Source organism: Croceifilum oryzae (assembly GCF_030814315.1).
Lineage (GTDB): Bacteria > Bacillota > Bacilli > Thermoactinomycetales > Thermoactinomycetaceae > Baia > Baia oryzae.
Map to the genome: position 1 here is coordinate 137,418 of NZ_JAUSUV010000002.1, position 26,586 is coordinate 164,003.

Here is a 26,586-nt window from a genome sequence, read left to right on the forward strand (position 1 = left end):
AACTACAACATTGAAGAAGGAGATAGCAATGGATTATTTAGAAATGAAGGGCTTAATCCGTAGTCTCGATTATATATTTGATATTCACTTTCATATTGACATGCCTTATCAAGGACTTCACGATCCAGAAACAACCCCGATCGTTGATCTGAAGGGCTTATTCTTAGAAGAGAATAGAAAATATGAGGCTCATATTCGTTTTATCGGAGTAGGAGGTTTTTATATCAATGGATTTTGGCATGGAAATTCACCTACACTTGACTTGATTGATCGCGGGGAAGAAGGTTGGGAACAGAGATATGAACTAGACGATGTAGAGGGTGATATTCAACTTTACTGTGATAAAGTGGAAGTAATTTCTGTGAAGGAAAGTGAAATCTTGATAGAAAAAGGAATTATTGATACAAAGCAATAAAAATGAATCATTCCTCGGATCATCAATAGACCTATGTTGAAGAGAGTGCTGTCCTCTTCTGCTACAATGATATAAGATTTGCTTCTAGCCAGAGATAGACTCTATGTACTGGATATCCAATATCTGATTGAATGGAAATAGCGCTTTATCCCCCGTCTGTTGAGTGAAAAAAAATCCATGTTATATTTTTACCATACATCAATAAAAGTGAGTGTAAAACATGCCCATCATCAAAACAGAGCTCCATATCAATGCTCCTATCCAAGTTTGCTTTGACTTAGCACGCTCCATCGATGTGCACATGGAATCAACCGCTCATACTCACGAACGTGCGATTGCAGGTGTTACAAGTGGCTTGATTGAACTCAATCAAACTGTTACTTGGGTAGCTGTGCATTTTGGCATAAAACAGAGTCTCACTGCCAAAATTACTGAGCTTGATGCACCTACCTACTTTGTAGATGAAATGGTGAGTGGTGTATTTAAACGGTTTAGACATGAGCATCGCTTTATGAAGCAAGAAAATGGCACACTCATGTTGGATTACTTCGATTATACTTCACCACTCGGATATCTAGGTATCTTGGCAGATCGATTGTTCTTGGAAAATTATATGAAAAAATTCCTAATGAAGAGAAATGAATACATTAAGAGCGTCGCAGAACAAATGCAATCCATCAGTAACCCTTAAAAAGGGAATAGAGTAGATAGGTCCCTTAGGCTGAAGTGTATATAAAGAAAAAATTTATTTGATGAATCAAGATTTAACGGGAGTGATTCATGGTATTCACTCTCCCCTCTCTGACAATAGCAAATAGTGGTCACGGGCTGGTCACAAGCGTTTGATAACGATAGATGACTAGAAGGTACTATAAAAAGAAAAATACCTCCAATCCCTTATATTTCAAGGATTAAAGGTATTGTAGATAATCAGAAGATATCAGAGGAAATGTGGGGCAGAAAGCTGACACGGAAGAGTTGCTAGTTCGATCCTAGTACTGCCCACCACGTAAACCCTTGAGAAATTAAGGTTTTTTTACGGATAAAGAATATCTTACTTAAACAGCTGTAAAAATGAGAAGACGGCACCACAGATGGAAGCTGCGTAACTCGATTTTTCTAATATTGTCCCCGATTGCTTGATCTTCTCTCGATCGAGCTGAGGTTGACTAATTTGTTCTTTGATGTCTTGTAAAGCCATAATGATGCTATTTTTTTCTTCTTGATTCATCTCGGTGGTAGCGATCTTGATAAGGTATTGTTCAAAGTTGGCTTTAATCTCTTCAATGTACTTCTCAAACATTTGATTTTCTGTTCCTGGACTGTTATTTGTGAGTTGTACATTGTTCACTTGATTACTTACGATACTGCCTGTAACATTGCCGTTAATACGAAAATTTGCCATGAAACATTCCCCCTATTTATTGTGGATGATGCTGTCTTTGACTGTCCCGCCTACGATTGATCCACTGACATTTCCAGTTATTTCGATCTTTGTGTATTCGACTTTTCCTTCTCGAATGTACTGTTTCAATTTTTGAGACCTTTGTTCGGTTAGCATCATTACTTCAATGTCATCAGGGCACCAAATTTTTTCTGTTCCATCTTCAAAAAACGGAAGGAGTTTACTTGATGGTGTTTCAGAGTGAATACCAAAGTGGTTTTTGTTACCGAAGATGAGAAAGGATTGCTTTGCTCTAGAAATTGCGACATTTAAAACATACTGTTGGCGGTCAAAAAAATGCTCAGAATTAGATGTGGAGTAAGTTGGTGAAAATAGGACGACTTCGTACTCTGCACCTTGTAATGAATGAACAGTTCCAACCTTAATGCAGTTTACATTAAACGTAAGTTCTTTTAGGTAAGAAGTGATCAAATTTGCTTGTGCGCTGAAAGGGGTTAGTATAGCAAGTGTCTGTTGTTTTGTAGAAGTGCTGAGCTTGTGCTGCTTGAAAAAATGGTCAACCCATAAAGCGATCGTGGCGGCTTCTATGTGATTGATGCGGCTGGAACCAGAAGGTTCTTCATGCCCTTCTACATGTAGAAAAGCCATAGGCAATAAACGATATTCGTCTTTTTCACGAGTCTTAACATGTAGTTTGTTATTGTAATAGACATGGTTGAAAGATTGAGCAATTTTAGGATGGCAACGAAAATGTTCTTGTAGCATAAAGGGCTTTTCTTGATCATTTAGATAACGAGTCAATCGGTTTGCTAATTTCATTACATTTGATTTGGAGCAGACATGTAGATGGTCCACATGAGGGGTGATCTTTAAAAGGCCTGACTCTTGTAAACTGATGTTATCTTGGTCAGCGGTTACATTAGATATAGGAGGCAATTGATTGGTGTCGCCAACAACTAAAGCCTTTTTAGCTAATGCAAACACTGGGAAAGCAAGCTCAGGTAGTACTTGACTCGCTTCATCGATAATAAGTAAATCAGCAAATTCGTGTAAATATTGGTATTTATCGTTGAAGAATTTAGGTGCTGAATGCAGAGTTGAGATAAGACATGGTGTCAGCATAGCAACTTCTGTATAAAATTGACGTAAAGTTCCAAATGATTGCTTGCTTTGAACTCGTTGTTTTGCTGTTTCAATAAAACGGGATTCCCAGTAGTGTGTAGCTAATAGGAAAGCAAGTACACGATAGGTTTTATCAAAAAACTCTTCTGCGTCTGCAAGTTCATCTGGAATGGAAAGGTCTGCCCATCGTTTACGGTTGTTTGTACGAGTTGTTTCATTTTGATCCCACTGTTGTTGAAGAGTTTGAACGCTTGCTAGTTTTTCGTCTGATAATCGTAGTTGTGATTGATAGTCTTGCTCCAGCCTTTCTAGCTCCGCTTTTAAGCGAGCCTCCTCAAAAGAATGAAAAGTTATATCAGGCAGTTGTTTTTGGAGAAGGTACTGATTTTCTTCAATCCATCCCTTTGTTATATATTTCCCGAGAATAGGAAGTTTGGAGCACCATACAACGAGAGGGTTACGGTTACTAATTCGATGATAGAGTTCCCGCCTAGCAGTTTCAACTGTCTGCACTTGTTGTTTGTAGCTATTTACATGTTGGCTAAGCGGTTGGATTGCTTCATCAAACGAAGTCACATGATACTCTGCAAAGAGCTTATCTCGCTGAGTGAGTAGGAGTTGATAATCAATTTTCTCTTGCAAATTTTCTTCGATAACTTTCACTACTTGCCTAAGGGAGTCATGAAGTGTTGCTTTTGCGCTGTCTATGTAGGTGATTTTTCGATTGAAATACAGGGATGTACGAGTTAAGAAATGTTGCTCCCATTTGTCAATTTCACTTTGATTTAAATGAATCAAATTAGGCCCGTTGACAAATTCGAATTGCATCTTATTCCGTAAGAGTAATTGATAGTTATAATCACGCTTTGATTCTGCAGCACAGAAGGTACCTAAGCTGCTCACATTCGGAATCCATCGTTCTGTTAATTGTTCCATTTGGTCGAATAATGGATGAGAGGGCAGATCTGATGGGATTGATATTCTTTGAAACATGTCTAAGATGTTTGTAATGGATAGATTAGTAGATCCAGACGCTAGAATGGTACTTGGAATAGCTTGCTTTTGATAGGCGGAATTAACCCACAATGAAGCAATTACACTCTGTAATAATGTAGTTTTTCCTGTGCCGGGAGGGCCTTCAATGGATAAGAGTTCTCCATTTTGCAAGGCCAGAAAATGGTGTAATGCTTCTCTCTGAGAAACCGTTAGGCCATGTTCTGTACTCATTTGTCCCAAATGTTTTACTGAGTATGTGATGGAATCTGTTAACCGCTTGTTTTCTGTAGACTCATTTATTTGGATATATTGCTGAGCAAGTGGTTTCAATGCATTTTTATAAAACGATTTATCTAGCATTTTTTCATAGAATGTTTTGATATTATAGAGGGAGCCACTATTTGTCAAGTTGGTGCCATCTAAGATTAAGACCTTCTCCTCCTCTTTTTTATATTGGAGCAAGTGGAAAGAAGAAATGGGGCTATCGAGAACATGTTCGAAAAAATGTTCACTTTCTTTAAAAGCACTTTCCCAGGATTTCGACTGTTCATTTTGAAAAGGATGATCTGACCAGTATTGATTCACTATATCCATATCGCTGATTGTACATTTTTGTTGTGATGGACGCAGATATTTGCGGGGGATAAAAGGAGGTTTATCTTTAGCTCGTATAAATCCATCATAAGTAATCTCGGCTGGTATGATTAGCCAAATATGATATTTTGGCTTTTCGTTTGATTTGCGACTCTTGGTTGTATATAGAGCTGGGCAGATGAACACATCTTTTGCATCCGCATTCTCAGTAATTTTTTTGTGAACAGAGGGATCATTGATTTTTCCCTTTATCATTTCATTACGAGTAATTTGGGCGAGTGATTTAATATATTTTTCCTCAAGATCTAGAAACCCACTTTCGTCAATATTTCCTTTCCAGTATTGAGTTAATTCCTTTGTGATGATAAACACCTCATTTTAGGTTTTTTAATTTTTATGTAATAAATGCTGTCTTCATCTTTTTCTAATTTTATTCTATTATTACAAATTTTAATAGAGGGAAAATTTTTACATTGTACTTTTCGCTCAAGAGAAATGCAAGTTTAATACTGTTTTTTAAGTCTGTATTCTATCTAAAACCCACTAGGAATAATCATATTGTTATATAACTCTCTCTAGCATGACAGGAGGAACTCATATGAAAGCCATGATATGTACAAAGTACGGTCCACCGGATGTTCTTCAACTAGAAGAAGTAGACAAGCCAACACCGAAGGAGAACGAGGTACTAGTAAAGGTTCGTGCAGCTTCTGTAAATGCGGGGGATTGGCATCTTTTAAGGGCGAAGCCTTTTATCATCCGCTTGGGGATTGGACTAATAAAGCCCAAATATAAGATACTGGGGATGGATATTGCAGGAACGGTTGAGAGTGTGGGGAGTCAGGTAAAGGGTTTAAAGCTTGGTGATGAGGTATTTGGAGATTTATCACGCTGTGGTTTTGGAGCGTTTGCGGAGTATGTGTGTGTTCCTGAGAGTAAACTTGCAATAAAACCAGCTAGTATATCGTTTGAAGAAGCGGCAGCGGTTCCTACGGCGGGGGTTACAGCTCTACAGGGTCTCCGTGATAAAGGAAAGATTAAAGCTGGACAGAAGGTTTTAATTAATGGTGCTTCTGGAGGTGTGGGAACGTTTGCTGTGCAAATCGCGAAACGGTTTGGAGCAGAGGTAACGGCTGTATGTAGTACTCGAAATGTAGAATTGGTGAGCTCTTTGGGTGCAGACCATGTAATTGATTATACATGCGATGACTTTACAAAAATGGGACAATGTTACGATTTGATTCTGGCTGTAAATGGGTATCATCCGATTTCAGCTTATAAGAGAGTTCTCAATCCACATGGCGTATACGTTATGATCGGAGGAACGGAGGTCCAGATGTTTCAGGCTATGTTAGCAGGTCCATTTATATCAATGTCTGGGAAGCAGATGGGAAATTTGCTAGTGAAGCCTAATAAAAAAGACTTGATGGAAATGAGCTATTATTTGGAGGCAGGAGAAGTTGTACCTGTGATCGATCGGAGCTATCCGCTAAGCAGGCTTCCAGAAGCGATTGCATATTTGGAAGAAGGACATGCTCAAGGAAAAGTGATTATTACGATGGATGAGTGATAGGTGTATTGCTCATTAATATAAATCAACAAAGACGCCGTTTACCCGACTGGGTAAACGGCGTCTTATTTTGTAGAGAAGAAAATATCAATTACTTCGAAGGAATAATATTTAATTCTTTTAAGTACGCTGTTTCTTTATCTTTATCATATTCTTTTTCCCACTTCGACATCACAATGGCGGCTAGGGAGTTACCGAATACGTTTACAACCGTTCTGGCCATATCCATGATTCTGTCTACCCCTGCGATGAAAGCTAGTCCTTCAGCTGGGATTCCGACTGCACCCAGAGTAGCTAGCAATACAACGAAGGATACACCTGGTACTCCAGCGATTCCTTTCGAAGTTACCATGAGTGTGAGAAGAAGTGTAATTTGAGCACTAATCGGCATATGAATTCCGTACAATTGAGCGATAAATAGTGCCGCGATGGCTTGATAAAGAGTAGAGCCATCTAGGTTGAATGAGTAACCGGTTGGAATGACAAAGGATGTAATTGCCTTTGAGCATCCTAGCTTCTGCATCTTCTCAATTAGCTTTGGTAAAACGGTTTCAGAACTTGCCGTAGAATAAGCAAGTAAGATTTCGTCTTTTAAGACACGGAAGAGATGGAAAATGTTAATTCCTACGATACGTGCCATGATTCCAAGTACAATGACAATGAAGAAGATCATTGCGACATATACCAAGATAATGAGCTTACTAAGTGGAATGAGGGACTGAATCCCAAATTTAGAAACGGTTACACCAATCAGTGCAAATACACCCAGCGGAGCAAACTTCATAATCTGATTAGTCATGGAGAACATAGCTTCCGAGACACCGTGGAAGAAGGTTAGAACTGGCTTTCCTTTCTCTCCAATCGCGGCAACACCAAGTCCAAACATAACAGAGAAGAAGATAATAGCGAGCATATCACCTTTTGCTAAGGATTCGAACAGGTTACTTGGAACGATATTAACAAATGTATCTGCAAACCCGTGACTTCCTACTTGATGGGTTGTATCTACATATTTTTGAATATCTGTTTTTTGGAGAACGTCCATTTTAATGCCTGCACCAGGTTGGAAGATATTTGCAAACAACAACCCAAGTACGAGAGCGATAGTGGTGATGATCTCAAAATAGAGAATGGTTTTACCACCTAGTTTTCCAAGCTTTTTCGTATCGCCAACACCAGCGACACCTACTACGATACTTGAAATGACAATTGGAATTACGATCATTTTAATCAATCGAATAAAGACGTCACCAAGCGGCTTTAGATAGGTCTCGATCGCAGGGTTCCCATAGAAAATGGCACCTACTGCTATACCTACAACCAGCCCAAATAAAATTTGCCAAGCTAGGCCAAATTTTTTCATATTTATCACCTCAATAGTTATTTAGTAAAGAAAAGAGTACATCCTATGGAAATTTATTTAATTATGGGCGAGTTGCACTAAATAATCATATTAAACTTTACATGTATATTCAATGTTTTTATTTGAGAACATGCGAGAAAACATTTTATATTTATATTATCGATGATTGATATACTATATTGTGAATAAATATTAGTTTATGGATCGATTTTTTCATCTGGGGTTTACTTATCTAACTTCATTAAATATATAGAAATTAATTATAATTATAAAATCAGTTTTTTATTTAGGTTTTTAGAACAGAGGAGGGAACGCCCTGTTATGGACAGCTCCCTTTCTAATAGAATCAATCTAATGATTACGTTCGTTTAGATCAGAAAGTTTAACTTGTTGTTTGTGTTGATGTTCTCCTTGTAAATGAACGGTAGCGGTAACGCCATCCTCATTTACCTGATCAATCCAGATCGAATTGCCATTGTAGTTCACATGTATGGTCTCAGAAGATGCGATAATTTCCTTTGCTCTTTGTATATCCAATATATGTTGCCTCCCTTTAAATGGTATTTGTAGTATGTTCTTATCCATTTATTTACATGCGGGTTTAAAGTAAATAAAAATGGACGAGTCAAAAACAACAACATTTACTAATATAAGCAATATAATGAATTTTAAAATTAATAAGATTAATTAGTTAGGGGGAAGGTATTATGAGGAAGAAGTGGATGTGTTGGTTCATAGGGCTTGCGTTATTGTTAGTTTTAATGCCGACTGTGGGCGTTCCTGTTTGGGAGAATGTCACGACGTCTAAAATAAGTGAGGACGATCTCTCGAAATTGACAGAGGCGGTTACGAAAGAGATGACTCAGCAAAAAAAGGCTTCTGTCTCGGTCGCGGATGTGAAGAGTCGTATGCAGGTAAATGTGCAGAGAAAGGATCCAGATAAGAAGTGGGTTTTTGGTACAGCAGTGATTCAGGCACCAAAGGAAAAAGATGCGTATCCAGAAGGCTGGCTCTATGTTGCGAAGATGGAAGGGGAGGAATGGCAGGTAGCTCTAGAGGGGAGTGAATCATTCCAAAATTGGATGCAGGATGCCCCTAGTACGATCGTGAACAGCAATGAGAAGAAGGTGTTTGCGAATCGTAGTAGCGATGTAAAGGTTATGGCAGATCAAGATCAATTGAGGTTGCCTTTTGCTGTTGGAGCTACTTGGACGTTAACGGGTGGACCGCATGGGTATAGTGGACAAAATACACCTTATAGCTCCCTTGATTTAGCTGGGGGGAATCAACAAGTTTTAGCAGCTGGTTCAGGTAATGCCTATGCCATGTGTGGGAATGGACTTGGTTGGATTCGAATTATTCATGCGAACGGTTTTGCTACTGATTACTATCATTTGTGGAGCAATATCCAGCCGAATGGGGCTTGGGTGGATGCGGGTACATTCCTCGGGTATACGGGCACTGATGTATCGTGTGGGGGATATGCTTCAGGAAGACATGTACACTTTGCACTCCGCTACAATAATGCGTATGTATCGATCAATGGTAGAGAGATGGGTGGCTGGGTATTCTGGGCGGGTAGCAATGCCTATGAAGGGTATGCGATGCATGGAAGTACAGTTCGTTACCCAGGTCAAGGATTGTATAACTACGGAGCACTTGCCCCCAATCAAGGGATTGTGGATGTCATGGGGAGTGGTACGTTGAATGTGAGATCTGGACCGGGTAGTAACTATCCGATAGTGGGAACGAAGAATGATGGAGAGATTGTCACCATCGCATGCACAGCCACAGGTACAACTTATACAGGGAGATCGAAGACCACGAATATATGGGATCGAATAGGCAACGGACAGTGGGTTAGCGATGCCTATGTATGGACAGGATCTACGAGCGCAGTTGCTCCTACATGTAACTAGTGACTCTGTAGGAATAGTGTTGTGAGTAAAGGAAGATGGTCTGAAGCAAAGGTATTGCTTTGGACCACTTCTGCACTTTGAACAGAGAGATCACGACTGACAAAGATGTAATCTAATTGGGTTCTAGGGCGTGATGAAGGAAAGGTTGCATATCGCATAGTCGGATCGTTTGCTTGACAGACATCTGTAAAGTGATATGCAATCTTTTTCCATGGTTTTGACTTCGGTCTCATGTTCCAATCTCCCATCATGATAGTGGGCGATGAGTGGTCCGAACAATGATGGAGAATGTAGTTAACTTGCTTGCGATGAATCCATGGATTTAGGCTAAGATGAGAGTTGTACACATGTAACGTTTGGGTGGGAAGCTGGATATGAGATTCTAGTAGGGACCGATCTTCCATCAGGATAGAGGGAAATTGGAATACATGATTTCGCTCGAAAGTGATGGGATAACGTGATAAGATCGCATTTCCATATCGTTTACGCTCTACTCTTTTTTTGGCTGGTGAGGAAATAGCATGTCCAAAAGCATGGTTCATGCCGAGTGCCTCTGCCAGCCATCCTATTTGATCCACATAATGACTTCTTTTTGAAAAATAGCAATCTACCTCATTTAAACCAACTACATCGCACTGATGAGCCGCGATGATTTCGACGATTCGTTGTAAATCAACTCTGCGATCGGTTCCTTTCCCATGATGGATATTAAAAGTCATCACACGTAACTTCAAATGGCTATCGCCTCTCTAGAGTGTCAGAACTGGAATATGTAGACAGCTCTTGTGTTTATTATGGTTACCTATATACAAAATCAACCGAAATTCAAAAAAAAATTGTCGAAAATAAGAATGTTATTGTGATAATATATAGAACAATAGATATGGTTTTAATATTGGTCATATACATATTTTTATCTATTATCTCTATATTTACTTTTTTTGGCTTGGTGTTTTTATGAATAAAACGAGGTGATCCAGTGACCCAGACAGTATTAGAGATTGCCGAACTACAATTACATTTTTTTACCGACAAAGGGGTCGTAAAAGCGGTTGACGGTGTAAGCCTTGAAGTAGGGAGAGGAGAAGTAGTCGGATTGGTTGGAGAGTCTGGATGTGGGAAAAGTGTTACATCCTTGGCAATCATGGGCTTGATTCCTCAGCCACCAGGGAAAGTTGTGGCCGGATCGATCCAGTTTGAGGGAGTGGATCTCACCAAGATTTCTCAGAAAGAGCTTCGTAAGATCCGTGGAGATCAGGTAGCGATGATTTTTCAGGAACCAATGACTTCTTTAAATCCACTCTTTACAATTGGAAATCAGTTAATAGAAGTAGTACGCATCCATCGAAAAGTGAATAAGTCAGAAGCGCGCAAGCAGGCTCTAGAGATGTTGCGACAAGTAGGGATTAGTCGGGAAGGAATTTTGGATGACTATCCCCATCAACTATCTGGAGGAATGCGCCAGCGGGTGATGATTGCGATGGCGATGATGTTAAATCCGAAGCTACTGATTGCGGATGAGCCGACGACTGCTTTAGATGTTACCATTCAAGCGCAAATCCTTGATTTGATGAAGAACTTAAACAAAGAGTTTGGTACGTCTATTCTGTTCATCACACATGATTTAGGAGTGGTCGCAGAGATGTGCGATCGAATTGTAGTGATGTATGCGGGGCAAATCGTGGAACAGACAGATCGTTTTCGATTGTTTCGTAATCCCAAACATCCATATACACAGGGTTTGATGAATTCGATTCCGAAGTTAGAGGATAAGAGGGAGCGTCTCTACTCCATTCCAGGTCAGGTACCCAATCCACATCAGATGCCGAGTGGATGTCGATTTGCTCCGCGTTGTGAGTATGTGATGGATATTTGCCGTGTGAGCTCTCCTGAGCTACTTGCTGTGGAAGAAGGTCATCTAAGTCGTTGCTTTTTGCATCAGGAGGTGAAGGAAGTTGCTACTACAAGTACATAATCTGCGAAAGACGTTTCCCATTCGGGGAGGATTATTGGGTAAACAAACGGGTGAGATTACGGCAGTTGATGATGTTAGTTTTTATGTCAAAAAAGGTGAGACGCTAGGTTTGGTTGGAGAGAGTGGTTGCGGAAAGTCGACAACAGGACGAGCGATTTTACGCCTTCATGAGCCAACCTCGGGACAGATTGAGTTTGAGGGAAAATCATTGCTCGCTTTGAATGAGGAAGAAATGCGGAAGGCACGCCGTGATTTGCAGATGGTGTTCCAAGATCCATTTGCTTCTTTAAATCCACGACAAAAGGTAATCGATATCCTAGAAGAGCCACTCATTGTTCATGGGATGGGAAATAGCAAGGAGCGGAAGGAGCAAGTTCATGAGCTTCTACATCTAGTGGGATTGAATCAATCTCATGCGATGCGCTATCCGCACCAATTTAGCGGAGGACAACGGCAGAGAATCGGGATTGCGCGAGCATTGTCCACAAAGCCGAAGCTGATTGTTGCGGATGAGCCTGTATCTGCTCTAGATGTGTCGATTCAATCGCAAGTGCTAAATTTAATGGCTGATTTGCAAGAAAAATTTGAACTGACATACTTATTTATCGCCCACGATTTGAGTGTGGTAAAGCATATTAGTGATCGGGTAGGCGTTATGTATCTAGGTCGCTTGGTGGAGTTGGCAGATCGGGACGAACTATATGAGAAGCCGCTTCATCCGTATACGCAAGCACTGCTTTCTGCAGTTCCTGTACCAGATCCGGATGCCCAGAAACAAAGAATTATTTTATCTGGAGATGTACCAAGCCCGGCGAATCCACCTAAAGGGTGTGCTTTTCATCCACGTTGTCCACATGTGATGGATATTTGTCGGGAAGTTCGCCCGGAGTTCACTGATCAGGGTGGAGGGCATTTTTCAGCATGCCATTTATAGATACATAGGAGTTTGCATTTCATCAAGGAGGTGACGGTCCTAGATTTGGAATGATGCTCTATCTTCACTATCCTAAGGAGGTTTATGAATGAAAAAACGTGGTCTCATTCTTTCTATTGCGGTAACAATGCTTGCTACTTCTTTCTTGGTAGCATGCGGTGGGAAAGATCCGAATGCGGGAAGTGGTAAGTCCAAAACGCTGATTTATGGGCGTGGCGCTGATTCGGTTGGTCTAGATCCGAGCCAACAAACGGATGGAGAATCGTTAAAGGTTACGAAGCAGGTTTTGGATACCTTGGTTGATTACAAAGATGATAGTACGGAAGTAGTCCCAGGACTTGCTGAGAAGTGGGAAAAAACACCGGATGGATTGACATGGACATTTACCTTGAAGCAGGGAGTTAAGTTCCACGATGGAACTCCGTTTAATGCAGAAGCGGTTGTGTTCAACTTTGAGCGTTGGATGGATAAAAAGAATCCATACCATAAGGGAGATTTCCCTTACTACGGTTATATGTTTGGTGGCTTCAAAGGAGATAAAGGTCATGTTATGAAAGCGGTTACGGCAGTAGATGAGAAAACAGTCAAGTTTGAACTGGCTGTGCCACAGGGTCCATTTCTCAATAACTTAGCGATGAGTAGTTTTGGAATCGGTTCCCCAGAAGCCATCAAAAAAGACCCAGAGGGTGTCAAATTTAATCAGTCACCAGTAGGGACAGGGCCGTTTAAGTTTGTTGAGTGGAAGAAAAATGATAGCATTACGCTTACACGAAATCCCGACTATTACGAAAAAGGCCTACCTAAGATGGATAAAGTCATCTTTAAATCAATTCCTGATAATGCTGCACGTTTTACTGCTTTGAAATCGGGCGATATCGATATGATGGATGGTTTGAACCCAGACGATGCGAAGCTAGTAGAGGCGGATAAGAAATTGCAGTTGAAGTTGCGTCCGGGGATGAACGTAGGCTACTTGGCACTTAATACGACGAAGAAGCCATTTGATAAACCAGAGGTACGTCAAGCGATCAACCTTGCTACAAATAAAAAGGGCATTATTGAGAGCTTCTTTGCAGGATATGCGAAGCCAGCTGTGAACCCAATGCCAGATGTAGTGTGGGGCTTTAACAAAGAGGTTCAGGATTATGAGTACAACTTAGAAAAAGCGAAGGCACTCCTTGAGAAAGCAGGCTATCCAAACGGCTTTGAAGTGGAATTCTATGCAATGACGGAACCACGCCCGTATATGCCAAACGGGAAAAAAGTGGCGGAGTTTATGCAAGAAGATTTAAAGAAAATCGGTATTACCGCTAAGATCGTTACGTATGACTGGCAAACTTATAAAGACCGTGTTGGAAAAGGGGAGCATCAAATGGCTCTCTATGGTTGGACGGGAGATAATGGAGATCCAGATAACTTCCTTTATGTCTTGCTAGACAAAGATAATACACGTACTCCTGATGCAGGAAATGTTGCTTTCTATAAAAATGATACCTTGCATGACACCCTCATTAAGGCTCAACAATCAACAGATCAAAAAGCTCGGACCGATTTATATCAAAAAGCACAAGAAATCATTAAGAAAGATGCTCCTTGGGTACCATTGGTTCATGCCACTGTTCCAGAAGCTGCCCGTGCAGAAATTTCGGGATGGATTCCGCATCCAACTGGATCTGACAAACTGTTAAACGTATCCATGGGAAAATAGTGAGTATAACAAAGTGGCATTGCGATGATATGCAATGTCACTTTTTATACAGAAAAGAGAGGGGAACCGCTCATGATTTCATACATAATCCGACGACTTATTATGCTTATCCCCGTGTTGATTGGCATGTCGATTATCACATTTTCAGTGGTTCATGCAATTCCGGGTGATCCTGCACGAACGATCGTAGGTGATAAAGCGACACCAGCTCAGATACAAGAGATTCGTGAAAACTTAGGGCTTGATAAGCCGGCATATATTCAATATTTTACTTATGTAAAAGATATCTTACGGGGGGATTTGGGAACATCCCTCATAACGAAGCAAGAGATTGCTAAAGAGATAAAACCATTTTTAGCTGCGACAACGGAGTTAGCAGTGGTTGCGATGCTGATTGCTGTTTTCTTCGGAGTGAACCTCGGGATCCTCTCTGCTTGGAAACAAAATTCGTGGTTTGATTATACGGCTATGTTAATTGCTTTGATAGGTGTATCGATGCCGATTTTTTGGCTGGGCTTAATGGAGCAGTGGTTTTTTGCCCAAGAGCTTGACTTATTACCCTCTAATGGGCGACTTGATCCACGGATGGAATTTGATGCGATTACTAACTTTTATAGTATTGATGCCATTATTCAGGGAAATTGGTACGCTTTTCAGGACGCTATCCTACATTTGATTTTGCCTGCTGTAGCATTAGGGACGATTCCAATGGCGATTATTGCACGGATGACCCGTTCTAGCATGCTCGAAGTAATGCGCTCTGATTATATCCGAACCGCTCGTGCAAAAGGGCTGGGAGAGTTTTGGGTCGTGTATAAGCATACATTGAAGAATGCTTTTATTCCGGTGTTAACCGTTGTCGGTTTGCAATTAGGGCTTTTGCTAGGTGGGGCAGTACTTACAGAGACTATTTTTAGTTGGCCCGGAGTAGGTCGTTATATTTTTGATGCGATTAATGCACGGAACTATCCCGTTATTCAGTCTGGAATTTTAATTTTGGCTACTATTTTCGTCGTAATTAATTTAATTGTAGATCTGTTATATGCATGGGTCGACCCACGGATCCAATACGGGAAGGGGGATTAGAAGATGAGCGCACATACTCAGCCAGTACCATTTACGAAGCCGGAGCCACCGATTGCTCCAGAAAAAGAAGTAGTAGAATCACCCTTTCGAGACTTTTTACGAGCTTTTCTAAAACATCGCTCTGCGGTGATTGGAAGTGTCATTGTGCTATCGTTTTTGCTGATTGCCCTTTTCGCTCCGTTGATTACTTCTTACGAATATACAGCCCGGAGCCAAGCACTCCTGCAAGCTCCGTCTGTGGATCATTGGTTTGGAACGGATGAAATGGGTCGAGATTTATTTACTCGTGTGATTTATGGAACCCGAATCTCGCTATGGGTGGGACTTTTTGCTATCTCGGGATCGATTGTTGTGGGAAGTTTCCTCGGCTTGATTGCTGGATTTTATGGAGGGTGGAGAGATACGATTATCTCCCGTTTTTTTGATATTCTCCTTGCCTTTCCGAGTATTCTATTAGCAATTGCCATTGTCGCGATGTTAGGACGGAGCTTAAGTAACGCCCTCTTAGCGATTGCGATTATCAATATTCCGACATTTGGTCGTCTGATGCGCTCGAGAGTGTTAAGTGTAAAATCAGAGGATTATATTCTAGCCGCGAGGGCAATGGGAATGAAGAATCATCGTATTTTATTTCACCATATTCTTCCGAACTGTTGGACACCGATTATGGTTCAAGGAACACTTGGCTTTGCTACGGCCGTGATCGAAGCAGCGGCTCTTGGTTTCCTCGGATTAGGAGCTCAACCTCCAGAACCTGAGTGGGGGACGATGCTAGCAGATGCTCGGCAATATATACAGCTGGCACCATGGACCATGATCTTCCCGGGAGTAGCGGTAGCATTGACGGTACTTGGCTTTAACTTATTAGGTGACGGTTTACGTGATATATTTGATCCAAGGATGAAGCAGTGAGTCTATTTGCAATCTACAAGAAAATACGATAAAAGAACAGCCCAGAGGAGTAGTCAGGGTTGTTCTTTTTTGTCGTGGAGTAGGGTCAGATACATGCTCCGAGACAGACAAATTTAACTATTTTTCATGGTTATCCTTTTGCTAACCCATCGATTAAAACACGAATGACTTCAGGTCGGGAAAACTCTGGAGGAGGGACTTCTCCTGCAGTTAACATCTGCCGTACTTTGGTACCTGATAAGATCACATGATCTTCATCTGAGTGGGGACATGTCTTATAAGAAGCCATCCCCATACAACGTCGACAGTAGAAACTATGTTCAAAAAATAGGGGCTTTATTCCTAGATCGTCAGATGATATCTCTTTAAAGATATGTTGTGAATCATAGGTTCCATAATAGTTTCCCACCCCAGCGTGGTCCCGCCCAACGATAAAATGAGTACAGCCATAGTTTTTCCTCGCTATCGCATGGAAGATCGCTTCTCGTGGACCCGCATAGCGCATAGCGGCTGGGAAGACACCGAGAAGCACACGTTCTGTAGGATAGTAGTGTTCGAGAATGGTCTCGTAACTTTTCATTCGTACCTCTGCTGGGATGTCGTCTGCTTTTGTTTCCCCAACGAGTGGATGAAGGAATAGAGCATCAACTGTTTCAAGGGCCACTTTTTGAATATATTCATGGGCACGATGAACAGGATTACGAGTTTGAAATCCCACGATTGTGTTCCACTGTTGCTCTTGAAAATAGTTTCGTGTATAGGAAGGAGTGAGATGATAGTTTGTAAAAGGATCTAGTTGAGGGCGCCTCCATAGCCATATCGAGCCGCCTAAGTAAAGAGAGCTTTGTTGCAATAAACTACGAACCCCAGGATGGTTCGGATCAGTTGTGCGATAGATCGACTGTGCTTCCTTCTGTTGATCCGCTTGATAGATACTTTCTACCTCCACAACCCCTAAGATTGACTGATCTTTCCGTTGTAGAAAAACGTAATCCGATGAGGCGATGGCATCCCTTTGCTCAGGCTCGATAGATAACGTAATCGGAATCGACCATACAAGCCCATTACATAAACGCATATCTGTAAGAACGCTATGATAGTCAGCTTCCGTAAGAAATCCAGTTAGTGGGGAAAAGACACCTGTGGCAATGCAATAGAGGTCTGAGAAAGTACGATCTGAGATTGTGACGACAGGGTATCGTTCTCTCTTTTTGAGCCAATGTTCTATATCAGCATTAGATAATTCTCGCGATACCAATGTACCACCATGTGGTTGGATCATACATTTACCTCCTAATCTATTAGAAGCAGAGCTGTTGGCTACTAGAAATGAGATTAAAAGAGTAGAAGGAGAATCTTTTTGAGTATTAATCGATGGTAATTTTTGCTAAGAACCATTACCTTTGAATATAACAGAGATATCCAATAACTAAACAAACCTGCGCGCCATAATAAGTAACCATAATCACGACATCTGCCCTCTTAAACGGACGGACAAACTTATTCCAACTCAATGTAAAATCAGATAAATAGAAGAGCAGAGAACCTGCTATGAGCCAATACTGAGATGTAAGCCAAGCCGTATAAACCATCGCCGTAATCATGAGGATATAAGCACAAACAGCCAGCACAAATGCAACCGATGAATGCTCCACCATCATAATACGACGAAGAAAAGCCATATAAAGAAGTGCGACTAATAGTAAGATCCCAAGACAAAGAAGGGATGTTTGATCCGTTGAAATGGAGAGAAATCCAACTACATATACGATATGAGCAATAAAAAAGCTAGCTAATCCTTTTAGAAAATGCTTGTCATGGTTAAGTAAAAATAGATCGCCCAAAGCAGAAAGTAGGAGTCCTGCTAATAGGTAGTACCCAAAAGGCCCTCCGTCAGCTAACGTCATTCCGACTACAAGGCTCCAACAAAGAATAGGTACCGCTTTTAACATTTGGTGGATTTTCTCGTGTTGAAACCAAATCGCAATGAGATATATCACGGCAATAAAAGAGCCTAAACTTAACAAAAGCTGTGTCATGTCTATTCACCATCTTATGTTCAATTTTTTGATGTGTTGATTTTGTTCATTAACATGAGAGAATGTGAAACTGGCATCTTTTCTTACCATTGGAAATGAATAAAACCACTTGTACTTACATTATTCGTGGTTATCTACGTTTTTCCCTTTGGCACGAATCTTGCATCATTCTATGTAGAAAAAGTTCAACGATGGAAGGGGAATAACAATGGGTGAAATGGTAACGAAAGAAATGCCAAAAGAATGGGGATTTGCTACACAAGCGATTCATGGTGACGGGATGAAAGTAGCAGGTGGGATGGGCTCCTTAGTACCTCCGATTTATCAAACTTCAACGTTTGTTTTTGAAGATGTGGAGCAGGGGGCAAAGCGCTTTGCTGGCTTGGAAGAAGGATTTGTTTATACTCGTTTAGGAAATCCAACTGTACAGTTACTAGAACAGAAGATTGCTTTATTAGAAGGGGCGGATGCGGCATTAGCATTTGGTTCTGGAATGGCGGCGATTTCGGCTGTTTTGCTGGGGATGGTGAAATCTGGAGACCACATTCTCTGCTCTCGTAGTCTGTATGGCTGTACATTTGGCTTATTAAAGCTGATGGAAGAACGCTATCAAGTTGAGGTCTCACTGATCGAGATGAGGGATGAGGAAGCGGTTCGCCTCGCAATCCGTCCGAATACAACGTTGATCTACCTAGAGACTCCAGCCAACCCGACTATGGAATTAATCGATTTAGCAATGGTATCAAAAGTTGCCAAGGAAAATGGGATCTATACAGCAGTGGATAATACATTTTTGTCTCCGTATCTACAGCGTCCCATTGAATATGGATGCGATATTGTTATCCATAGTGCAACGAAATATATTGGCGGTCATGGGGATGTGGTGGCAGGTGTGATCGCAGGATCATATGGCATTATGCAACAAATCCAGATGACAACTCAAAAAGATCTAGGAGGAATTCTCGCTCCTATGGATGCTTTCTTATTGCTCCGAGGACTAAAAACGCTAGCGCTTCGAATGGAGCAACATAATCGTAGTGCTCAGTTGGTCGCACAGTTTTTAGAATCTCACCCTTCAGTCAATCGAGTCTATTATCCTGGTCTACGAAGCTTTCCGCAGCATGAACTGGCTAAGAAGCAGATGAAAGGCTTTGGCGGCGTAATCGCTTTTGAATTAACAGGTGGATATGAGGCGGCTGTTCAGATGCTAAACCAATTGAATCTGTGCAGGCTTGCGGTTAGCTTGGGTGATGTAGATACGTTGATTCAACATCCGGCATCGATGACTCACTCGGGTGTACCTCAAGAAGAAAGATGGAAGATGGGGATTAGCGATGGACTGGTTCGGCTCTCGGTAGGAATAGAAGAGGTAGAAGATATTATGGAAGATCTTCGTCAAGCGATGGAAAGATAGATGGTCATGCGAAATAGAGTCAAATTTTGTTACAATGGTGATAAATTCGACTCAAAGGATGATCTCCTATGCAGATGATGCTGACTTTTCAGATTGAGACCGAAGATCGTGTGGGGATTACCCATGATGTCATGGAGTCATTTTTATCGTTTCAACTGGATATCGTCAAGATGGAAGTGAGGCCTCATTTTATCTATCTGAAGACTCATTTGCTTCCATCTGAGGTGCAAGATCAATTGTGTTACCATATTGCGCAAACTTCAGGAGTGAGAAGGGTAAATCTGATCCCTTTTCTCCCTTCCGAATTACATGCCAATGAATTGAAAACAACATTGGCGACGATTAGTAATGGGGTTATCCTCGTCGATTCGAATCTGCGAGTGAACACGATGAATCGAGCAGCGGAGACTCTATTACAAACAGATGAAAAAAGGTACAAAGGAATGGAATTACCGACTTTATGGGGGATGAAGAAGGAAGACTGCGAGCGATTGATGCAAAAAGAAACATCTCCTCTGACCCTATATATCAACGAAACAGAAGTGATTCGCGTCGTTTCGGACTTTTACCCGATTTGTATGTCGGAAAAATATGATGATTCACAAGGATGGGTAGTGGTATTTCGGGATCTGCAACAAGTAAATGAATGGATCCAATCTGTACAGCGTTCGGGAATGACGCATTTCGAAGAGATTATCCATGAGAGTGAAGGAATGAAGAACTGTATTCAGACGGCAAGATGTATAGCGAAAAGCGATGTGACGATCTTTTTATCTGGAGAGAGTGGAACGGGAAAAGAGCTGTTTGCCCGGGCCATTCATTATGAAAGTCTACGGGCAAATGGTCCCTTTGTCCCGATTAACTGTGCCGCTATTCCGGAGCAATTGCTCGAAAGTGAGTTATTTGGATATGAAGCAGGCTCTTTTACAGGTGCATCTAAAGAAGGAAAAGCAGGGCTGTTTGAAACGGCTTGTAACGGTACTTTGTTTTTAGATGAGGTGGGCGAGATTCCTCTTCACTTGCAATCGAAACTACTGCGCGTTTTAGAAGAAAAATCGATTCGAAGAATTGGGAGTAATAAAGTCATCCCATTACAATTTCGCTTGATCACGGCAACTAATCGAAAATTAGGCGAATGGGTGAAGCAGGGGAAGTTTCGTGAGGATTTGTATTACCGGTTGCATGTGATTCCGATTGAGATCCCTCCGTTGCGGGAGAGAGAATATGAAATTTCCCTACTTGCGAATCATTTTTTGCAAAAAACATGCGAATTGGTGCGACGACCTGTATTGCATCTGTCAGAGTATGCTCGCCAACAGCTGTATCTTCACGACTGGCCAGGGAATGTGAGAGAGCTACAAAATGTAATGGAACGTAGTGTCTACTTGTGCCCGGATCACGAGACCGAAATTCACCAAGTTTTGATCTCGCCTAGCCGAAATGGGTTGGGGAGAAGTGAGATGATCGAGATGGTCGGATTAAAGCCTCATTTAGAGCAGACGGAGAGAAGAATCATTAAAAGTACATTGGAACAGCATAAGAGCATTCGTCAAGCTGCTAGACAATTGCGGATGAGCCATACAGCCTTACTCAATAAGATAAAAAAATATCATTTATAAGAAAGCCTCCCAGATTCGTTTTCGATTCTGGGAGGCTAATTCATGTTACGAGCTAAAGAAGCTTTTCCGTTTATGATGTCTGCGACGATGGGAAGAAGAGGACCCATAATAGTGACGTTTACGATGTGAAGAGGATGAACTATAGTGACGATGATGTCGGTAGTCAGAGGAAGAATGTTTCCGATAGCGACGATGGGAAGAAGAGCCGTAGTACTTCTTCTTTTTTAATTTGTCTTTAATGGAAGAGAAAAAGCCCATATGGTATTGAGTAAGGTTCAAGTGATCTTCCAAAATATCTTGATATAGCTCAGGATAATCAGTGTGGAAGAATCGACCCACATCGATTACTTTAATCTTGCCGTCTTTGTCAATCATCATGTTGTTAAGATGTAGGTCTTGGGCAACGATCCCGTGATCATATAGATCCGTTACGATTTCTTCCATTTGCGCAAATTGGTGACGTGATAACTTCTCACCAGCTTTCATACTTTCCGCAAGGGTGCTCCCTTCCACACGATCCACGATCATAAATTTGTTTTCGTGATAGTGGAGTGTTGGGAATGAAGAGTGATCTTGAAGGTGATGCAACATGTATGCGTCATCTTTTTCGCTGTAGTCGTCTTTGTATACCTTGATTGCATAATCTTCAAGTCCGTATACTTTTCCGCTTAGACCTTCTCCAATGATCGGCAATTCATGGTCCAATTTATTGTTTGTTACGAGATTTTGTACATAATGGATCGCTTCTTGATCTACATGTCGTTCATGCATGATTGGTTCCCCCTAAGGACAATTGATAGAGCTTGAACCTACTCATCTATGTATAGGAAAGTAGTTATCTCGGCTTTTCCCTGAGGAGATGGCGATGAAACCGGAAACTTGTGGAAGATAGATGAAGGAAAATTTTAGGAAAAATATAATATTTATAGGTGGTCTGTGTATTCTGAAAAAATAGGGGTGATACTGAAGTGTAACATTTTATTTAAAGAAATTTGTCAAAGTAAATCCAGTAATTACAAGGGTTTCTCCTATGTATTTTTTCCTTTCGGCAAATTTTTTCACATTATACCAAATTACTGCTGTTCAATTATTTACCAAAAGTGGTAAACTGCTATTGGGGAATGTGAAAGGTGGATGATGATGAAGCAGACAGTTGTATCTATGACAGATTTACAAACCTCGCTAGATGCTCGAGTAATATGGGCGGAAGCTCTCACGATCATTAAAGAAAAAGTGAGTCAACCCAGCTATCAAGCATGGTTTTGTAGCATTCATCCCACTGTCGAAGGGAACACCTTTGTGTTAGAAACATCGAGTGCCTTTGCGGCAGAATGGTTAAAAAATCGATATTTTCATCTAATTACAGATGCATTGGTAGAAGTAGTAGAAGAGATACGCTATGTCGAGATTCGAAGCATATTAATAGAAGATATTCCTCTAGCAATTGCCAACCACGATATCCAGTTAGAAACACAGTCTCAAAAATCAATTTATACACGGTTACGTGAAATGGAAGAGAAATTAGATATGATTTTATTTCTGATACAACGAGAAAAAACGTCATAGGTTATGGTACGTATGCAATCTCTTGGAATTATACATACTTGAATGAGGGGACTGTCCCTCTTTTTTTATTGGACTAAAACGTGAGTTGTTTTAAGATAGAGAAAAAAAGAATTGCTTGCTAGGAGCCTGGGGATTGATGATAAAAAAACAACATGAGATCTTATTACACCAATTAGAATATGTATCTCGACGGATGAAAGAAAAGAATCAAATGGATTATGCAAATAAGCTACAAGATTTGATGCGTAAAGTGTTTCATCAAGAATTTAGCATCGCTTTTTGCGGTCATTTTTCTGCGGGAAAGTCTTCCATGATGAATGAATTATTTGGAGAGCAGATTTTACCCACAAGCCCGATTCCGACGAGTGCCAATGTGGTGGAGATTCGGCACGGGGAGAATCAAGTCACTCTCGTATTAACGAGTGGTGAAAGGTACACGTTTGCTGGTTCGTATATGGATGAAGACTTACGAGAGCTATGTAAAAACGGGGAAGATATCGTGGCGGTAGAGGTTTCGAAGGAATCAATCTCGTTGCCAAAAGGAGTCTCTCTTCTGGATACACCGGGAGTGGATTCTACGGATGATGCCCACCGAATCGCGACGGAATCAACTTTACATATGGCAGATTTGATTTTGTTTATGATGGATTATAATCACGTGCAATCTGAAGGAAACTTGCAGTTTTTAAAAGGGTTGGCGGAACGAAATAAGAAGATCTATATCGTGATTAATCAGATTGATAAACATCGTGATCAAGAGCTATCTTTTACAAACTATCAACAGAATGTAAAACAAACGTTTGACAACTGGGACCTGCAAGTAGAGGGCATCTATTATACCTCCTTACGTGATCTCGGGCATGAACATAATGAGTTAGATTCATTAAAAATGGATTTACATAAATGGATTGAGCATCGTGCAGAGCTGGGCATACAGGTAGTAGAGGCAGAAGCAAACTACTTGATAGAGCAGTATCTAGGCCATCTAGCGGATGAGAAGCAGGAAGAACGTAGCTCGTGGAGACAGATCATCGAAGATAGTGGAATTTCGGATGACGAAGTAGAAGTGCAGGTTCAACTGAATTGTGATAGGCAATCCGAGTTGTCCTACCGGTTGGAAGAAGTAGAATTATCTTTTATCAAAGGTGTAGATGAGATCTGTAAAAATGCATATCTTATGCCTTCCGAAGTGCGAGAATTAGGTAGAGACTATCTCGAGTCGCTACAACCTAATTTTAAGGTCGGTTTCTTATTTTCAGCTGGGAAGACTCATCTAGAGAAACAACGCCGCATGGAGATATTTTTGACGAAATTGCAGGAGACTGTGCATACACAGTTAGAATTACATATACGTAACTACATCATTCAGTTTTGTAAGCAACATGGTTTGTTTGATGAGCAGATGGGCCAGCAAGTGATGTCAGAGAAGCTTGAGTTAAAGCAGTCGCTGTTAGAAGATGCTTATAAGGCTGGAACTGGGCTAACAGGTAATGCGGTTTTGGTTTATACAGAAGATGTAGCCAATTACATAAAACGTTTGATTCGAAATCAGGCTCTTCGTTGGCAGAATGAATTGATTAGCCCCAGATTGAAGCAACAGATTCGTGCAGAGCAGGATCAAATAAACGAAGAAGCGAGCTTCTTGCAACGAGTAGTGAAGGCGAATGAGACTCTCGAGCAAATCGACCTAGAACTTACTGGAGAGAGAGAGCTACTTACAAAACGATGGCTAGAGCCTAACTTGGAGGAGTCCCTTGATCTTTCATGGATAGAAGAGGATCGAAAACAAGGAACGTCACATGTACCTTCTTCTACTGACCCGTTATGGCAAAAGCTAATGAAAGAAGACGTACCTTCCATTGTTAAAGAAGCAAAGCCTGTACAAAATGAGGTGTGCGAAGAAGTACTCATCACTCCCAATCCGATTTCGTTTCCAAATAGCAGTGAACGAAATCGGTTGTTTTTGCAACATGTAAACGAAATAGAAGCGTCTTTGCAAGAGATTCGTGGAGTACAAACAGTTGTAGCTGAAATCCAGAATAAGCGGAAACGTGCTACAAAGAAACAGTTTACTGTTGCTTTATTTGGTGCTTTTAGTGCGGGCAAATCTTCTTTTGCTAATGCTTTGATTGGAGCTGAAATTCTTCCTGTCTCCCCCAGGCCCATGACGGCAACAATTAATCAAATCTGTCCTCCTGATGATCGAAATGCGCATGGTCAGGTTCTACTTAAAGTAAAGTCGGCTGAAACTCTACTAGAGGAACTGACGGCAATCTATCGTTTGTTTCACAAAGAGGCATCGCATCTCGAGCAAGCGATCCAAAAGATTCCTTCGCTACTAGAGATGAAGAATATGACTCCTGGACAAAAGACGGTGCTTCCATTTTTACAAGCGCTGCAAGAGGGAATCGAATGGTTTACACTCCATCAAGGGAGTGAGATTCAAATCTCGTTAGAGCAGATGGAAGAGTATGTGGCAAATGAAAAGAAATCTTGTTTTATCGAGTATGCGAACCTCTATTATGACTGTCCACTTACGAGACAAGGGATTACATTGGTCGATACACCTGGGGCAGATTCGGTTCATTCACGTCATACAGGAGTTGCGTTTGATTATATCCGGAATGCCGATGTGATTTTATTTGTTACGTACTATAATCATGCCTTTTCCAAAGCGGATCAGGAGTTTTTGATTCAACTAGGACGGGTAAAAGACTCCTTTGCTATGGATAAGATGTTTTTTATCACCAATGCCGCTGATTTGGCAAGGTCGGAGGATGAACTGACAGAAGTCCAAACGTATTTGCAACATCAGCTATTAAAATTTGGGATTCGTGAGCCGCGAATGTTTGCCGTTTCTAGTTTATGGGGATTGATGGAGAAGTCGAGTAGGCAAGGTGAGTTACCAGCACATGCGTTTCTAAGGGACTCTGGATTTGCCCCGTTTGAACAAGCATTTGCACAGTTTGTTCATCATGATTTGATGAATCTGTCTTTATACAGCATTCATCAGGATGTAAGAAGAGCGCTCCAAATGACCAAACAAATCATCCAAACGACTCAAATAGGGATCGAAGAAAAGCAAAATCACCAGATCGAATTGGCGAAAGAATTGATACAGGTTCAGCAGTTGATCGCTGACTACGAGACAGGAACCGATCAACAAGCATTACAGCAAGAGATTCATGAACTCTTTTACTATGTGCAGCAACGTTGGTTCTTGCGTTTTCAGGACGAATTCCCGGCGATTTTTCACCCAGGCTCTTTGCGTGAAGACTTAGGAGATATCAAGGGGCAACTGCAAGCATGTCTGTTGGAATTAATTCAATTCTTGCAACATGACTTGCTACAAGAATATCGTGCTACCACGCTACGCATTGAGAAATGGATGAGTATTCGTCTGGAGCAACATATTCGTGATATAGGCGAGAAAATTTTGGCTTATCCTGCCGGATTCCAGTGGAGTGCAGAGGTTACATCCTCTTTTACAATGCCTGAAATGGCAGGGGTTATGGAGAAGGTGGGTGTATCGGATTTTCGGAAGCAGATGGCTCTTTATCGAAATGCCAAGTCCTTCTTTGAGAAGAAAGAGCGAGTTCAAATGAGGGAATCGATGAAACAGCGATTAGAGGAAATCGTCACTCCAGAGATGACAGTGATGGAAGAGAAGTGTGGGTCTCATTTTCAGCGAGTTTGGCAAGGAGAGTTTCACCGTCTACAATCGATCGCGAGTAAGCAAAGTGTTGAATACTACGAAGAACTCCAATCGATGCTTTTGGAAAATGTAGACCTAGATCATTATCAACAAGCAGAAGCGGCCTTAGAAGGGTTTGTCCAACAGTGGAATGACGTTTTTTGATCGCAAATATGTTACACGTTCGACACTAGAGTAGGCAAATGCTCTATGCTATGATAGTGATTAAATCTTGTGTCAAGTAATAAAGGAGAT

General features: G+C 41.2%; 21 protein-coding genes. 13 read left to right on the forward strand and 8 right to left on the reverse strand.

Annotated elements, in window-relative coordinates; genetic code table 11:
• Window positions 1-28 precede the first annotated feature (28 nt).
• Window positions 29-415: a hypothetical protein gene (locus J2Z48_RS02410; protein WP_307250671.1), complete on the forward strand. Its 387-nt coding sequence runs from the start codon at window positions 29-31 to the stop codon at window positions 413-415.
• 220 nt (window positions 416-635) lie between these two features.
• The gene (locus tag J2Z48_RS02415) at window positions 636-1,106 is read left to right on the forward strand and encodes an SRPBCC family protein (RefSeq protein WP_307250673.1); all 471 of its coding nucleotides are present in this window, start codon (window positions 636-638) and stop codon (window positions 1,104-1,106) included.
• Window positions 1,107-1,469: 363 nt separating this feature from the next.
• Here the strand turns inward: J2Z48_RS02415 and J2Z48_RS02420 are convergent, their stop codons facing one another.
• Both J2Z48_RS02420 and J2Z48_RS02425 read right to left on the reverse strand, forming a co-directional pair.
• A complete protein-coding gene (locus J2Z48_RS02420; RefSeq protein WP_307250675.1) occupies window positions 1,470-1,820 on the reverse strand; it encodes a hypothetical protein in 351 nt (116 codons plus the stop codon).
• A 12-nt stretch (window positions 1,821-1,832) separates the two neighbouring features.
• Complete coding sequence (locus J2Z48_RS02425; RefSeq protein ID WP_307250677.1) at window positions 1,833-4,718, reverse strand: AAA domain-containing protein; 2,886 nt, start codon at window positions 4,716-4,718, stop codon at window positions 1,833-1,835.
• Window positions 4,719-5,130: 412 nt separating this feature from the next.
• Here J2Z48_RS02425 and J2Z48_RS02430 point away from each other — a divergent pair, with 412 nt between their 5' ends.
• The gene (locus tag J2Z48_RS02430; RefSeq protein ID WP_307250678.1) at window positions 5,131-6,102 is read left to right on the forward strand and encodes an NAD(P)-dependent alcohol dehydrogenase; all 972 of its coding nucleotides are present in this window, start codon (window positions 5,131-5,133) and stop codon (window positions 6,100-6,102) included.
• 91 nt (window positions 6,103-6,193) lie between these two features.
• Here J2Z48_RS02430 and J2Z48_RS02435 read toward each other — a convergent pair whose 3' ends face one another.
• Window positions 6,194-7,465, reverse strand: a complete 1,272-nt coding sequence (locus tag J2Z48_RS02435; protein ID WP_307250680.1) for a cation:dicarboxylate symporter family transporter — start codon at window positions 7,463-7,465, stop codon at window positions 6,194-6,196.
• Window positions 7,466-7,816: 351 nt separating this feature from the next.
• Window positions 7,817-8,002: an H-type small acid-soluble spore protein gene (locus J2Z48_RS02440; RefSeq protein ID WP_307250682.1), complete on the reverse strand. Its 186-nt coding sequence runs from the start codon at window positions 8,000-8,002 to the stop codon at window positions 7,817-7,819.
• A 170-nt stretch (window positions 8,003-8,172) separates the two neighbouring features.
• Between J2Z48_RS02440 and J2Z48_RS02445 the strand changes: the two genes are divergently transcribed.
• Window positions 8,173-9,384: a peptidoglycan DD-metalloendopeptidase family protein gene (locus tag J2Z48_RS02445; protein WP_307250684.1), complete on the forward strand. Its 1,212-nt coding sequence runs from the start codon at window positions 8,173-8,175 to the stop codon at window positions 9,382-9,384.
• On the opposite strand, the gene J2Z48_RS02450 is transcribed toward J2Z48_RS02445, so the two are convergent.
• Window positions 9,381-10,118, reverse strand: a complete 738-nt coding sequence (locus tag J2Z48_RS02450) for an endonuclease/exonuclease/phosphatase family protein (RefSeq protein WP_307250686.1) — start codon at window positions 10,116-10,118, stop codon at window positions 9,381-9,383. The two genes, J2Z48_RS02445 and J2Z48_RS02450, sit on opposite strands and share 4 nt — an antisense overlap.
• Before the next feature lie 245 nt (window positions 10,119-10,363).
• Here J2Z48_RS02450 and J2Z48_RS02455 point away from each other — a divergent pair, with 245 nt between their 5' ends.
• The 5 genes from J2Z48_RS02455 (at window position 10,364) to J2Z48_RS02475 (ending at window position 15,999) form a co-directional block, all read left to right on the forward strand.
• A complete protein-coding gene (locus J2Z48_RS02455; protein WP_307250688.1) occupies window positions 10,364-11,359 on the forward strand; it encodes an ABC transporter ATP-binding protein in 996 nt (331 codons plus the stop codon).
• Complete coding sequence (locus J2Z48_RS02460; protein ID WP_307250690.1) at window positions 11,340-12,293, forward strand: ABC transporter ATP-binding protein; 954 nt, start codon at window positions 11,340-11,342, stop codon at window positions 12,291-12,293. Before J2Z48_RS02455 ends, J2Z48_RS02460 begins: the two co-directional genes overlap by 20 nt.
• Before the next feature lie 88 nt (window positions 12,294-12,381).
• Window positions 12,382-14,001, forward strand: a complete 1,620-nt coding sequence (locus tag J2Z48_RS02465; protein WP_307250692.1) for an ABC transporter substrate-binding protein — start codon at window positions 12,382-12,384, stop codon at window positions 13,999-14,001.
• Between the two features lie 72 nt (window positions 14,002-14,073).
• The gene (locus tag J2Z48_RS02470; protein WP_307250694.1) at window positions 14,074-15,087 is read left to right on the forward strand and encodes an ABC transporter permease; all 1,014 of its coding nucleotides are present in this window, start codon (window positions 14,074-14,076) and stop codon (window positions 15,085-15,087) included.
• A 3-nt stretch (window positions 15,088-15,090) separates the two neighbouring features.
• Window positions 15,091-15,999, forward strand: coding sequence for an ABC transporter permease (locus J2Z48_RS02475; RefSeq protein ID WP_307250695.1), 909 nt, complete (start codon window positions 15,091-15,093; stop codon window positions 15,997-15,999).
• A gap of 130 nt (window positions 16,000-16,129) precedes the next feature.
• On the opposite strand, the gene sat is transcribed toward J2Z48_RS02475, so the two are convergent.
• Window positions 16,130-17,281: a sulfate adenylyltransferase gene (gene sat, locus J2Z48_RS02480; protein ID WP_307250697.1), complete on the reverse strand. Its 1,152-nt coding sequence runs from the start codon at window positions 17,279-17,281 to the stop codon at window positions 16,130-16,132.
• Between the two features lie 115 nt (window positions 17,282-17,396).
• The gene (locus J2Z48_RS02485; protein ID WP_307250698.1) at window positions 17,397-18,038 is read right to left on the reverse strand and encodes a lysoplasmalogenase; all 642 of its coding nucleotides are present in this window, start codon (window positions 18,036-18,038) and stop codon (window positions 17,397-17,399) included.
• A gap of 217 nt (window positions 18,039-18,255) precedes the next feature.
• Here J2Z48_RS02485 and megL point away from each other — a divergent pair, with 217 nt between their 5' ends.
• Both megL and J2Z48_RS02495 read left to right on the forward strand, forming a co-directional pair.
• Window positions 18,256-19,452 carry a methionine gamma-lyase gene (gene megL / locus J2Z48_RS02490; protein WP_370872857.1) on the forward strand — a complete coding sequence of 399 codons (1,197 nt, stop codon included), beginning with the start codon at window positions 18,256-18,258 and terminating at the stop codon, window positions 19,450-19,452.
• A 68-nt stretch (window positions 19,453-19,520) separates the two neighbouring features.
• Window positions 19,521-21,071 carry a sigma 54-interacting transcriptional regulator gene (locus J2Z48_RS02495; protein ID WP_307250702.1) on the forward strand — a complete coding sequence of 517 codons (1,551 nt, stop codon included), beginning with the start codon at window positions 19,521-19,523 and terminating at the stop codon, window positions 21,069-21,071.
• 45 nt (window positions 21,072-21,116) lie between these two features.
• On the opposite strand, the gene J2Z48_RS02500 is transcribed toward J2Z48_RS02495, so the two are convergent.
• Window positions 21,117-21,329: a hypothetical protein gene (locus tag J2Z48_RS02500; protein WP_370872858.1), complete on the reverse strand. Its 213-nt coding sequence runs from the start codon at window positions 21,327-21,329 to the stop codon at window positions 21,117-21,119.
• 876 nt (window positions 21,330-22,205) lie between these two features.
• Here J2Z48_RS02500 and J2Z48_RS02505 point away from each other — a divergent pair.
• Together J2Z48_RS02505 and J2Z48_RS02510 are read left to right on the forward strand one after the other, a co-directional pair.
• Window positions 22,206-22,637 carry a DnaA N-terminal domain-containing protein gene (locus J2Z48_RS02505; RefSeq protein ID WP_307250704.1) on the forward strand — a complete coding sequence of 144 codons (432 nt, stop codon included), beginning with the start codon at window positions 22,206-22,208 and terminating at the stop codon, window positions 22,635-22,637.
• A 136-nt stretch (window positions 22,638-22,773) separates the two neighbouring features.
• Complete coding sequence (locus tag J2Z48_RS02510; RefSeq protein WP_307250706.1) at window positions 22,774-26,496, forward strand: dynamin family protein; 3,723 nt, start codon at window positions 22,774-22,776, stop codon at window positions 26,494-26,496.
• The last annotated feature ends 90 nt before the right edge of the window (window positions 26,497-26,586 follow it).

Coding starts and splice junctions, on each gene's coding strand:
- J2Z48_RS02470 (WP_307250694.1), top strand. CDS start 14,074: ATGATTTCATACATAATCCGACGACTTATTATGCTTATCCCCGTGTTG.
- J2Z48_RS02505 (WP_307250704.1), top strand. CDS start 22,206: ATGATGATGAAGCAGACAGTTGTATCTATGACAGATTTACAAACCTCG.
- J2Z48_RS02500 (WP_370872858.1), bottom strand. CDS start 21,329: ATGGGCTTTTTCTCTTCCATTAAAGACAAATTAAAAAAGAAGAAGTAC.
- sat (WP_307250697.1), bottom strand. CDS start 17,281: ATGATCCAACCACATGGTGGTACATTGGTATCGCGAGAATTATCTAAT.
- J2Z48_RS02510 (WP_307250706.1), top strand. CDS start 22,774: ATGATAAAAAAACAACATGAGATCTTATTACACCAATTAGAATATGTA.
- J2Z48_RS02430 (WP_307250678.1), top strand. CDS start 5,131: ATGAAAGCCATGATATGTACAAAGTACGGTCCACCGGATGTTCTTCAA.
- J2Z48_RS02415 (WP_307250673.1), top strand. CDS start 636: ATGCCCATCATCAAAACAGAGCTCCATATCAATGCTCCTATCCAAGTT.
- J2Z48_RS02475 (WP_307250695.1), top strand. CDS start 15,091: ATGAGCGCACATACTCAGCCAGTACCATTTACGAAGCCGGAGCCACCG.
- J2Z48_RS02495 (WP_307250702.1), top strand. CDS start 19,521: ATGCAGATGATGCTGACTTTTCAGATTGAGACCGAAGATCGTGTGGGG.
- J2Z48_RS02465 (WP_307250692.1), top strand. CDS start 12,382: ATGAAAAAACGTGGTCTCATTCTTTCTATTGCGGTAACAATGCTTGCT.
- megL (WP_370872857.1), top strand. CDS start 18,256: ATGGTAACGAAAGAAATGCCAAAAGAATGGGGATTTGCTACACAAGCG.
- J2Z48_RS02410 (WP_307250671.1), top strand. CDS start 29: ATGGATTATTTAGAAATGAAGGGCTTAATCCGTAGTCTCGATTATATA.
- J2Z48_RS02445 (WP_307250684.1), top strand. CDS start 8,173: ATGAGGAAGAAGTGGATGTGTTGGTTCATAGGGCTTGCGTTATTGTTA.
- J2Z48_RS02435 (WP_307250680.1), bottom strand. CDS start 7,465: ATGAAAAAATTTGGCCTAGCTTGGCAAATTTTATTTGGGCTGGTTGTA.
- J2Z48_RS02420 (WP_307250675.1), bottom strand. CDS start 1,820: ATGGCAAATTTTCGTATTAACGGCAATGTTACAGGCAGTATCGTAAGT.
- J2Z48_RS02485 (WP_307250698.1), bottom strand. CDS start 18,038: ATGACACAGCTTTTGTTAAGTTTAGGCTCTTTTATTGCCGTGATATAT.